Origin of the sequence: Rhizobium sp. BK602 (assembly GCF_014195095.1) — a bacterium.
GTDB lineage: Bacteria > Pseudomonadota > Alphaproteobacteria > Rhizobiales > Rhizobiaceae > Rhizobium.
The window spans coordinates 960,604-971,985 of sequence record NZ_JACIBC010000002.1; the positions used below are offsets into that span (position 1 = coordinate 960,604).

Below are 11,382 nucleotides of genomic sequence, written 5' to 3' on the forward strand. Positions count from 1 at the left end.
AAAGTCAACCTCTGTTGCCCATGAAAAGAAGCCGTATCCCCGAAAGCAGGACATAAAGGCCGAAGAAAAACGCGATTGCCCAGGCAAAGCCGCTGGGATTGGCGATATCCATGGCGGTGCCGACGGTTGGCGGGCCGAGCACCATGCCGATCGCATAACAGAAAACGAAGGCGGCATTGGCGGCGACGAGGTCGGAGCCCGTCAGCCGCGTGCCGAGATGGCTGAGGCCCACCGTATACATGCCGGAGACACAGCCGCCCCAGAACAAGAGGATGACCGCGAGCACGATCCAGTTGGACGACAGCGACGGCAGCAGCAGCGCTCCGACGAGGCCGATGGCGGCCATGATCGACAGAAGGGGCCGCTTGTCGCGCAAATGATCGGCAAGCAATCCCAGCGGGATCTGGAAGACGAAGTTGCCGACACCCATCACCGTCAGCAGCAGCGCCGCCTGTGATTCGTTGAAGCCGAGGCGCGTGGCATAGCTGGTGAAAAGGGAGCCGCCGCCGACGGTGACGGCGCCGAACACGAAGACGGCGGCCGTGGCCGTCGGCACCAGGAAGATGTAGCGGACGAAATGCAGTTCCGGCTTTTCATCGACGATTGGGCTTTCGTTGCGGGCGATGAAGATCGGTATGGTCGCGGCGAGAATGATGCAGGCGCCGATGGCAAACGGCAGCAGTCCCTCGCTGCCGACCAGCGAGAACAGCAGCGGACCGGCCGCGAAACCCAGCGAGAACACCGTGGAATAGAGGCCGAGCACGAAGCCGCGCTTGGAGGGCGGGGAGGCGGCGTTGATCCAGAATTCCGACAGGATGAACAGCGTCGTGGTGGACCCGTGGAAGATCAGGCGCAGCGGAAACCAGAGCACCAGGCTATCGGCGTAATAGAAGCCGAGCGAACTCAGCGCCGAGAGCACCACGGCCCAGATCATCGTCTGCACGACGCCGAATCGATGGGCGAGCTTGGTGGTGATCAGCGCCGCGAGCATGGCGGCGATCCCCATCATCGCCGTGTTCAGCCCGATCAGGCTCGAGGGAATGCCGCGTTTTTCCAGAATGATGCTGAGAAGCGGAAGGCCGAGGCCGATGGCGATGCCGACGGCGGAAACGGACGAAATGGCAGCGACGAGCGAAGGCCAATGAATTTCCTCGACATGACCGGCCTTGCCGTTCGTCGGTTCTGACATGAATTGATCCTTAGTGCATGTTGCGAACGAATCGTTCGCGACGCGGGGGACAGAAAGGCACGGCTCGGCCAAATCCAGATGACGGGTCGGCTTTCATGGGATCGATCACACCCTCCAGAATGATCCTTTCGACGCCCGGCATGTTCAGGCAAGAAATGCAGCCGATGTCAAGCCGGTGGAGCTGTGGCAACCCCGGCGAATCACTCATATGCGGTGGATCGGCCTCTCTTCGCCTCGATGAGCGCAGGGGCGCATGGCGGTGCGGGCCAGCCGGCAAGGCTGGCGCCATGCTCAAGGAACCGTCATTCACGAACGGTCGTTTCCCTGATCCCATTCTTCGGGACTGTCGTCATGGCCGCCGAAGCCATGCATCCGGAGCGCCCATTGCAGGCCGATCACGCCGCCCTTGATCGGCTGGATGGCGGCAAGCGCGGTGATCACCGTGATCGGCGCCCAGATGGCGAGATGGACCCAGATCGGCAGCGGATAGGCCATGTCGACCATCATGTAGCCACCGACGACGATATGGCCGAGCACGAGGATCACCAGATAGGGCGGCAGGTCGTCGGCGCGCTGGTGGGACATGTCTTCGCCGCAGACGGCGCAGCGGTCGACGGGCTTCAGGAAGGAGCGAAAGAGCTTGCCGGTGCCGCAGCGCGGGCAGCGGTTCAGCATGCCGCGCAGGATCGAGCGTCCGAGCGGACGCTCCGCCTCTTCGGGGCTGCCGTAGCGGATGGTGGTATCGGACGGGCTGCTCGTCATGAATGTTTCCTTCCTGCCGGCAGCCGTCCTTCATCGGCGGCCGCGCGGTGGTCTCGTTCCAGGCGCCTTGCGCGCCGGGCTCTTGTTGCGGCGCGTCGCCTTGTGGAAGGAACGCACGGCGGTTGGCATCGGACGGCCGTCGCTCAGCATCTCGAAGCGCAGCGCGCCGGCCAGCGGGATCGCTTCCGCCAGACGCACCGTCACGCCGTCGCCGAGGCGATAGCCGAGCCCCGTCCTTTCACCGGTCAGCGCCTGATGCGCCTCGTCATAGATGAAATAGTCGGAGCCGAGCGTAGATATAGGGATGAAACCGTCGGCGCCATAGTCCGGCAGGGTGACAAAAAGTCCCGCCTTGGTGACGCCGCCGACGCGCGCCTGGAATTCTTCGCCGACGCGGCCGGCGAGATGATGGGCGATCAGCCGGTCGACCGTCTCGCGCTCGGCCGCCATGGCGCGGCGCTCGAAGGTGGAAATCTCGGCGGCAATATCGTCGAGGGCTGCCTCCTCGTCGGGCGTGATGCCGCCTTCGCCGAAGCCGAGCGAGCCGACGAGGGCGCGATGTACGATCAGGTCGGCATAGCGGCGGATCGGCGAGGTGAAATGCGCGTATTTCATCAGGTTCAGGCCGAAATGCCCGATATTGTCAGGGCTGTAGATCGCCTGGCTCTGCGAGCGCAGCACCATCTCGTTGACCATGGTCTGATGCGCGGTCCCCTCGGCCTTCGCCAGAATGCCGTTGAAGCTGTTGGCGCGGACATTGCCGCCCTTGGCAAGCGAGATGCCGAGGGTGGCCAGGAATTCGCGCAGCACTTCCTGCTTGGCGAGCGTCGGGCCGTCGTGGATACGATAGATCAGCACTTGCCGCTTCTTTTCCAGCGTCTCGGCGGCGGCGACGTTCGCCTGGATCATCATTTCTTCGATGAGCTTATGGGCATCGAGGCGCGGCGGAACGAAGACGCGGTCGACCGTGCCGTCCGGCTTCAGCAGGATCTTGCGTTCGGGCATGTCGAGTTCGAGCGGCTGGCGCCGGTCGCGGCCGCGCTGCATGACCCTGTAGGCGTGCCAAAGAGGCTTCAGGATCGGTTCCAGCATCGGGCCGGTCTTGTCGTCCGGTTGACCGTCGATCGCCGCCTGCGCCTGCTGGTAGGAGAGCTTGGCGGCACTCTTCATCATGATGCGGTGGAAGGTATGCCCCGCCTTGCGGCCTTCCTTGGAAAAGATCATCCGCACGGCAAGGGCGGGGCGATCGACGCCTTCCTTGAGCGAGCAGAGATCGTTGGAGATGCGCTCCGGCAGCATCGGCACGACGCGGTCGGGGAAATAGACCGAATTGCCGCGCTTCAGGGCCTCGCGGTCGAGCGCGGAGCCGGGCCGGACGTACCAGGAGACGTCGGCAATGGCGACGGTGACGATCACGCCGTCGGGATTGTCGGGCGAGGGGTCCATTTCGGCATAGACGGCGTCGTCGTGGTCCTTGGCGTCGGCGGGGTCGATGGTGATCAGCGGCAGGCTGCGCCAGTCCTCGCGGTGCGCCATGGTGGCCGGCTTGGCCGCGTCCGCCTCGGCGATGGCGGCCGGGGGGAAGACATGCGGAATGCCATGCGCATGGATGGCGATCATCGAGATCGCCTTTTCCGAAGCGACGGAACCGACGACCGACAGGACCTTGGCGCGCTGCAGGCCGAAACGGCCGAGACGCGCCACTTCGACTTCGACCAGATCGCCGTCCTTGGCCTCGCCGGTATAGTCCGGATCGATCACCATTTCCTCGCCGCGCCGCTCGATCGGCATCAGACGACCGCCGCCACCCGGCGTTTCGCGGAAGACGCCCATGGAGGCGGCCTGACGCTTGTCGATGACCTTGATGATGCGGGCGGTATAGGCCGGCCCGCCGCGGTCGACGGCCGGGAATATCTTGGCGAGGATGCGGTCGCCCATGCCGGCGACGGGCGCCTTGCCCTTGCCGTTACGGCCGGCGGGCGAGGAGGATTGCCGGACGAGGACAGCCGGCGCGACGCCGCTCTCTTCGGCCCATTCCGTCGGACGGGCGATCAGCTCGCCATCCTTGTCGCGGGTGGTGATATCGAGCACGGCGATCGGCGGCAGCGCGCCAGGGCGGATGAGCGACTTGCGGCTCTTTTGCACCATGCCGTCCTGTTCGAGCTCGCGCAGCAGGGTCTTGAGTTCGACGCGGGCTTCGCCCTTCAGCCCGAAGGCCTTGGCGAGTTCCCGCTTGGATGCCTGCTGCGGATGCTCGGCGATGAAGCGCAGGAGAACCTCGCGCGGCGGCAGGACGCCGTGGATGATCGCCATCATCGGCTCCGCGTCACCGCCCTTTTTCGTCACGCGGCCTGCCTTACCGGAGCGGCGCTCCGGCGATGAATTCCTGCCGCGCGGTTCTCTGCTCACTCTGCACTCTTCTTTGCTGTCTTCGCCTTGGCGGCCGATTTGGCCTTCGGCTTGGCGGTGGTCTTGGTCGTCTTGCTGGCTGCGGCCGCCGTCTTGCTTTTTGCTTTCGCGGGCGCCTTGGCGGTCTTGCCGCCGCCGGCTTTCCCCGCCTTCGCGGCGATCAGCACCAGCGCTTCCTCGACGGTGATCGCCTGCGGGTCCGTGCCCTTCGGCAGGGTGGCGTTGACCTTGCCCCAATTGACATAGGGCCCGTATTTGCCGTCGCGAACGGTGATGGAGCCGCCGCCATCGGGATGCTCGCCGAGATCCTTCAGCGCCGCAGGCGTACCGCCGCGCCCGCCGCCGGCCGCCTTGCTCTGCTTTTCGGCAAGCACGGTAACGGCGCGGTTGAGCCCGACGGTAAAGACGTCTTCGACGCTTTCGAGGTTGGCATAGCTGCCGTCATGCAGCAGGAAGGGACCGTAGCGGCCGATGCCGGAGGAGATCATCTTGCCCGATTCCGGATGCTTGCCGATGTCGCGCGGCAGCGAGATCAGCGCCATGGCCTTCTCGTAGTCGATATCCTCGGGCTTCCAGCCCTTCGGCAGCGAGGCGCGCTTGGCTTCCTTGCCGTCGCCGCGCTGAATATAGGGTCCGAAACGGCCGGAGCGCAGCGTCAGCTCCTCGCCGGTCACCGGATCGGTGCCGAGCGCCTTCGGTTCGTTGAGCCCCGTGGATTCAGCTTCCGCGCCGCCTTCCGAGGAAAGCTGGCGGGTATAATTGCATTCCGGATAGTTCGAGCAGCCGATGAAGGCGCCGTATTTGCCGAGCTTCAGCGACAGGTTGCCAGTGCCGCAGACCTGGCAGACGCGCGGATCGCTGCCGTCTTCGCGCTTGGGGAAGACCAGCGGTGCCAGTGCCTCGTTCAGCGCGTCGAGCACGTTGGTGACGCGCAGTTCCTTGGTGTCCTCGATCTGGGCGAAGAAGTCGCGCCAGAACTCGCGCAGCACGTCTTTCCAGTTCAATTCGCCGGCCGAGATGCGGTCGAGTTTCTCTTCCAGATCGGCGGTGAAATCGTATTCGACATATTTGGTGAAGAAGCTTTCAAGGAAGGCGGTGACAAGCCTGCCCTTGGCCTGCGGCACCAGCTTGCGCTTGTCGATCGTCACATAGTCGCGGTCGCGCAGCGTCGCCAGCGTCGCCGCATAGGTCGACGGCCGGCCGATGCCGAGCTCTTCCATCTTCTTGATCAGCGACGCTTCCGAATAACGCGGCGGCGGTTCGGTGAAATGCTGCGTCGAATTGATCTTCTGCTTGGCAAGATTTTCGCGCGCATTGATCTCCGGCAGGCGGCCATCCTCGTCGTCGGCATCGTCGCTCTGCTCGCCGTCTTCCTTCTGGTCGGTATAGGCGGCGATGAAGCCGTCGAAACGGATCACCGAGCCGACGGCGCGCAGGCCGGCCTTCTCGCCGGCATTGTCGGCGAGAATCTCGACCGTGGTGCGCTCGATCTCGGCCGAGGCCATCTGGCTGGCGATGCCGCGCTTCCAGATCAGGTCGTAAAGCTTGAGCTGGTCGGCATCGAGGAACTTGCGGACACGATCCGGCGTGCGGTCGAAATCGGTCGGGCGGATCGCTTCGTGTGCTTCCTGGGCGTTCTTGGCCTTGGTCGAGTAGAAGCGGGCCTTTTCCGGCAGGTAGCGATTGCCGAACTGGTCGGCGATGGCATGCCGGGCCGCCTCGATCGCTTCCGGCGCCATCTGCACGCCGTCCGTTCGCATATAGGTGATGAGACCGACGGTCTCGCCGCCGATGTCGACGCCTTCATAGAGCTTCTGCGCCACCTGCATGGTGCGCGAGGCCGAGAAGCCGAGCTTGGAGGATGCGGCCTGCTGCAGGGTCGAGGTGGTGAAGGGCGGGCTCGGATTGCGCTTGACGGGCTTCGCCTCGACGCTGTCGACGACATAGGTCGCACCTTCCAGCAGCGCCTTCAGCTTGCCGGCCTCCTCGCCGTTGCCGATCGAACGCGGCTGCAGGCGCTTGCCGTTGGCGGCTACCAATCGGGCCTCGAATTCGTCACCGCGCGGCGTCTTCAGAATGGCCGAGAGGTTCCAGTATTCCTCGGAAATGAAGCGCTCGATCTCGGTTTCACGATCGCAGACAAGGCGCAGGGCCACCGACTGGACACGGCCGGCCGAACGGGCGCCGGGCAGCTTGCGCCAGAGAACCGGCGACAGGTTGAAGCCGACAAGATAGTCGAGGGCGCGGCGGGCGAGATAGGCGTCGACCAGCGGCACGTCGATGTCGCGCGGGTCGGCCATCGCATCGAGCACGGCCTTCTTGGTGATGGCGTTGAAGACGACGCGCTTGACCGGCTTGCCATTGATGACGCGCTTCTTGTTGAGCAGGTCGAGCACATGCCAGGAAATGGCTTCGCCTTCGCGATCCGGGTCGGTCGCGAGAAACAGGCTGTCGGAGGATTTCACCGCGTCGGCGATGTCCTTGATGCGTTTCTGCGAGGCGCCATCGACTTCCCACAGCATCTCGAAGTCCTGATCGGGCAGGACCGAGCCGTCCTTGGCGGGCAGGTCTCGCACATGGCCGAAGGAAGCAAGAACCTTATATCCGGGTCCCAGATACTTGTTGATTGTCTTGGCCTTGGCAGGCGATTCCACCACTACAACGTTCATCATAAATCTCTGAATAAGAGGTCGCGCCGGGAAAAGGCGCGGGAGAGACCGGGTATTTTCGCTCCCCGGCCTTCCGACATGGACAGGGAATTCGTCGCGGTCAAGAGGCGATGTCGATTTTTGCCATCGGCGCAATGCCGCGATCCCCGTCGGATGGCATCTGTGCTACATCCCGAAGAAATGCTTGTCTATGCCTCGGACGGACGTGCAGCCATCATATCGGGATGCTGCGTCTTGTCTTCAATCCAGCATTGCGACCGACACCAGTCCGCCGGGATGCCGATGCAGCCGGCCGGCCATATCCAGCTCGAGAAGCACGGAATGAACAGCCGATACCGAGAGGCCAGTATGCCGGATAATGTCGTCGATCTCCACCGGTGTCGGCCCGAGCGCGTCGACGATCTGATCGCGGTCGGTATCGTCGGGCGGCAGCGACAGTGTCTTGCCGCTCCTTTCGATGGGCGCCTCCGCAAGCTGCGGGCGGAAGAGGTCGGGTTCGGCAAGCGGCCGCAGCGCATCGACGATATCCTCCGGCTTGGTCACGATCATCGCGCCATCCTTCAGCAGGCCATTCGTGCCTTCGCAGCGCGGGTCGAGGGGCGAGCCGGGGACGGCAAAAACCAGCCGGCCGAATTCGCCGGCCAGGCGTGCGGTGATGAGCGAGCCGGAGCGCGTCGCGGCCTCGATGACCACGACACCGAGGGGGATGCCCGCGATCAGCCGGTTGCGGCGCGGGAAATCACGCGCTCGAGGCTCCCAGCCGAATGGCATCTCGCTGACGGCAAGGCCGTTGCCGTCCCAGATCTCGTTCAGGAGGCCGATATTCTCTGGCGGGTAGGGCTGGTCGAGGCCGCCGGCCATGGCGGCTATGGTGCCGGTTTCCAGGCTGGCGCGGTGTGCGGCTGTGTCGATGCCGCGTGCCAGGCCCGAGATGACGGCATAGCCGGCCTTGCCGCAGGCGCGCGCGATCATCGCCGCGAACTTGGCGCCGCTGATCGAGGCGTTGCGTGAGCCGACGATGCCGATGGCCGGCCGCGTGGCCATGGCGAGATTGCCCTTGACGGCCAGAAGCGGCGGCGCGCCGTCGATCTCGCGCAATGCCTGCGGATAATCCGGCTCGCCGATGCCGACGAACCGGCCGCCGAAACGATGCAGCGCCTCCAGCTCCCTCAGCGCATCCTGCTCGCTGGCAATACGGATTGCGCGCGTCGAGCCGCCGCGCTGCGACAGTTCTGGCAGCATGGCCAGGGCGGTTTCGGCCGAGCCGTAATGATTGATGAGGTCGCGGAAGGTGGTCGGGCCGACATTGTCGGAACGGATGAGCCTGAGCCAGGCGATCCTTTGTTTGTCGGTCAGCGCAATCCCGGTTCGTCCTGCGCTGCCCGTTGCCATTATCCCTTCGCTCCGATCTTGCTTTCCGTGCCGGCGGTCAGCCGCGCGATATTCGCCCTGTGCTTGTACCAGGAGATGACGGTCATCACCGCCATGGCGGCGGCGATCTTGTCAGCGCCCAATATCCATAATGCAACCGGAATGACAAGTGTTGCAACCAATGCGGAAAGCGAGGAGTAGCGGGTCGTGAAGGCGATGACCAGCCAGACGATGGCGAAGATCAGCGCCATGAACGGCGCCAGACCGAGAAGGATGCCGAGATAGGTCGCGACCCCCTTGCCGCCCTTGAAGCCGATCCAAACCGGGAAGATATGGCCTAGAAAGGCGGCAAAGCCGGCCAGTATGCCGGCGTCCTCGCCGAAGAAATGCGAGACGAGCAGCACGGCGGCCGTGCCCTTCAAGGCGTCGAGCAAAAATGTCGCGCCCGCGAGCCCCTTGTTGCCGGTACGCAGAACATTGGTCGCGCCGATATTGCCCGAACCGATATTGCGGACATCGCCGAGCCCCGCCATGCGCGTCAGGACCAGACCGAAAGGGATGGAGCCAAGCAGATAGCCGATGACGGCTGCCGCGAGCGCGGTCTGCGGGGAGAGCTGCCAGGTCCAGAATTCAGCCATCACGTCTTCTTCCTATAGGCTTCAGCTTCGCTCAGAGACTATGAACCAGCCTGCCGGCGACATAGGTCGCAACCGGCCGGCCGCTCATCCTTGCGTCTTCGAACGGTGTGTTCTTCGAGCGCGAAAGAAGCATGTCTTTGGCGACAAGCCAAGGCTCATCGAGATCGATCAGCACGATATCCGCTTTTGCGCCCGGCTTCAGCGTCCCGGCATCGAGGCCGAAGATCTGCGCCGGCCGGGTCGACAGGGCATCGATCAGCCGCATCAGGCCGACCTGGCCGCTGTGATGGAGGCGAAGGGCCGCGGCAAGCAGCGTTTCGAGCCCGACGGCGCCGTCCTCCGCTTCGCCGAACGGCAGGCGCTTGGTGTCCACGTCCTGCGGGTCGTGCGACGAGACGATGATGTCGATGGTGCCATCCGCCAGCGCCTCGATCATGGCCGTGCGGTCATCCTCGGAACGCAGCGGCGGATAGAGCTTGAAGAAGGTGCGGTATTCGCCGATGTCGTTTTCGTTCAGCGCCAGATTGTTGATCGAGATGCCGCAGGTGACCTTGGCGCCGCGCGAGCGGGCGAGACGGATGGCTTCGGCCGATTCCGGCACCGAAATCATCGCCGCGTGATAGTGGCTGCGCGTCAGCGCCGCGATCCTGAGATCCCGCTCGAGCGGAATGAGCTCGGCCTCCTTCGGAATGCCGGCAAGCCCGAGCCAGCTTGCAAGCAGCCCCTCATGCATGACGCCGTTGGCGCCGAGATATTTGTCGCGGGTCTCGCAGGAGACGACGGCGCCGAATTCGCGCGCATAGGTCATGATGCGGCGCAGGACCTGCGTGTCATGGACGCCGGAATGCGCGTCGGTGAAGACGACGGCGCCGGCCTCGCGCAGAAGGCCGATTTCGGTCATTTCCTCGCCGGCGAGCCCCTTGGTGAGGGCGGCGGCGGGATAGACATTGACGACGGCGGTGTCGCGGGCCGTCTTCCGCACGAATTCGACCAGTGCGATGTCGTCGATGACCGGATCGGTGTCCGGCATCATGATGAAAGAGGTGACGCCGCCAGCCGCCGCCGCGCGGCTCGCCGAGGCGATGGTCTCGCGATGCTCGCCGCCCGGTTCGCCGACATGCACGCGGGCATCGACAAGGCCGGGAGCGGCGACGAGGCCGGTGCAATCGCGCACGTCGGCCCCCTTCGGCGCGGTCTGCCCCGTCGCATCCTTGCCGGCGGCGACAATGATACCGTTTTCGACGATGATCGTGCCGACTTCATCGAGATTGCGCGAGGGGTCGATGATGCGGACATTCCGGAGGACGATCGAGTTGCTCATGCGCCAGCTCCCTCGGTGCGCGGTCCCTGGTTCTGCGAGATCAGCAGCGCCTCCATGACGGCCATGCGCACGGCAACGCCCATTTCCACCTGTTCGGCGATGACGCTTTGCGGGCCGTCGGCCACTTCGGAGGCGATTTCGACGCCGCGGTTCATCGGGCCGGGATGCATGACGAGCGCATCCTCCTTGGCTGCCTTCAGGGTCTCGGCGTCGAGCCCGTAGAAGCGATAATATTCGCGCACCGACGGAACGAAGGCACCCGACATGCGCTCGCGCTGCAGCCGCAGCATCATCACCACATCGGCGTCCTTCAGCCCTTCCTTCATCGAGTGGAAGACCTCGACGCCCATGTCGGCAATGCCGGCGGGCAGCAGCGTGGCGGGCGCGACGACGCGGACGCGCGCGCCCATGGCATTCAACAGCAGGATGTTGGAGCGGGCGACGCGCGAATGCAGCACGTCGCCACAGATCGCCACGATGATGCGCGACAGCTTGCCCTTGGCGCGGCGGATGGTCAGCGCGTCGAGCAGCGCCTGGGTCGGATGCTCGTGCTGGCCGTCGCCGGCGTTGACGACGGAGCAGGAGACCTTCTGCGCCAGTAGCGCGGCCGCGCCGGCGCTGGAATGGCGGATGACGAGGACGTCGGGGCGCATGGCATTGAGCGTCATCGCCGTATCGATCAGCGTCTCGCCCTTTTTCACCGAGGAATTGCCGACCGACATGTTCATCACGTCGGCGCCGAGGCGTTTGCCGGCCAGTTCGAAGGAGGATTGGGTGCGGGTCGAGGCTTCGAAAAACAGATTGATCTGTGTCAATCCACGCAGCGTCGAAGTCTTCTTTTCGCGCTGGCGGCTGATCTTGACCGCCTCGTCGGCCTTGTCGAGAAGATAGGTGATATCTTGTTCGGTGAGGCCCTTGATGCCGATGAGATGGCGGTGGGGAAAGAAGACCATGAACCTGCCCTCTGGATTTCGTCAGGCGGTCTATAAAGAGGGAGCGCCTCAGGGGCAAGCGCGGGCTTTG

The 11,382-nt window shown here is 64.4% G+C and carries 8 protein-coding genes; all 8 read right to left on the minus strand.

The window, feature by feature from the left end:
- Window positions 1–4 precede the first annotated feature (4 nt).
- The 8 genes from FHX11_RS10190 to FHX11_RS10225 all read right to left on the minus strand — a co-directional run bounded on the left by FHX11_RS10190 (window position 5) and on the right by FHX11_RS10225 (window position 11,312).
- Window positions 5–1,189 carry an MFS transporter gene (locus FHX11_RS10190; protein WP_184357453.1) on the minus strand — a complete coding sequence of 395 codons (1,185 nt, stop codon included), beginning with the start codon at window positions 1,187–1,189 and terminating at the stop codon, window positions 5–7.
- 306 nt (window positions 1,190–1,495) lie between these two features.
- Window positions 1,496–1,951: a DUF983 domain-containing protein gene (locus FHX11_RS10195; RefSeq protein WP_184357454.1), complete on the minus strand. Its 456-nt coding sequence runs from the start codon at window positions 1,949–1,951 to the stop codon at window positions 1,496–1,498.
- A 30-nt stretch (window positions 1,952–1,981) separates the two neighbouring features.
- Window positions 1,982–4,360, minus strand: a complete 2,379-nt coding sequence (rnr, locus tag FHX11_RS10200; protein ID WP_184357455.1) for a ribonuclease R — start codon at window positions 4,358–4,360, stop codon at window positions 1,982–1,984.
- Window positions 4,357–7,029 carry a type I DNA topoisomerase gene (gene topA, locus FHX11_RS10205; protein WP_184357545.1) on the minus strand — a complete coding sequence of 891 codons (2,673 nt, stop codon included), beginning with the start codon at window positions 7,027–7,029 and terminating at the stop codon, window positions 4,357–4,359. Before topA ends, rnr begins: the two co-directional genes overlap by 4 nt.
- Window positions 7,030–7,269: 240 nt before the next feature.
- Complete coding sequence (gene dprA / locus FHX11_RS10210) at window positions 7,270–8,421, minus strand: DNA-processing protein DprA (protein WP_184357456.1); 1,152 nt, start codon at window positions 8,419–8,421, stop codon at window positions 7,270–7,272.
- Complete coding sequence (gene plsY, locus FHX11_RS10215; RefSeq protein ID WP_184357457.1) at window positions 8,421–9,041, minus strand: glycerol-3-phosphate 1-O-acyltransferase PlsY; 621 nt, start codon at window positions 9,039–9,041, stop codon at window positions 8,421–8,423. The genes dprA and plsY overlap by 1 nt, the downstream gene beginning before the upstream one ends.
- Before the next feature lie 28 nt (window positions 9,042–9,069).
- Window positions 9,070–10,359, minus strand: coding sequence for a dihydroorotase (locus FHX11_RS10220; RefSeq protein ID WP_184357458.1), 1,290 nt, complete (start codon window positions 10,357–10,359; stop codon window positions 9,070–9,072).
- Entirely contained in the window at window positions 10,356–11,312 is a 957-nt protein-coding gene (locus FHX11_RS10225; RefSeq protein ID WP_184357459.1) for an aspartate carbamoyltransferase catalytic subunit, read from the minus strand. The genes FHX11_RS10220 and FHX11_RS10225 overlap by 4 nt, the downstream gene beginning before the upstream one ends.
- Window positions 11,313–11,382 lie beyond the last annotated feature (70 nt).

Bases quoted from the DNA above. Each gene is read 5' to 3' on its own strand.
- FHX11_RS10190 (WP_184357453.1), bottom strand. From the start codon at position 1,189: ATGTCAGAACCGACGAACGGCAAGGCCGGTCATGTCGAGGAAATTCAT.
- FHX11_RS10195 (WP_184357454.1), bottom strand. From the start codon at position 1,951: ATGACGAGCAGCCCGTCCGATACCACCATCCGCTACGGCAGCCCCGAA.
- topA (WP_184357545.1), bottom strand. From the start codon at position 7,029: ATGAACGTTGTAGTGGTGGAATCGCCTGCCAAGGCCAAGACAATCAAC.
- dprA (WP_184357456.1), bottom strand. From the start codon at position 8,421: ATGGCAACGGGCAGCGCAGGACGAACCGGGATTGCGCTGACCGACAAA.
- FHX11_RS10220 (WP_184357458.1), bottom strand. From the start codon at position 10,359: ATGAGCAACTCGATCGTCCTCCGGAATGTCCGCATCATCGACCCCTCG.
- FHX11_RS10225 (WP_184357459.1), bottom strand. From the start codon at position 11,312: ATGGTCTTCTTTCCCCACCGCCATCTCATCGGCATCAAGGGCCTCACC.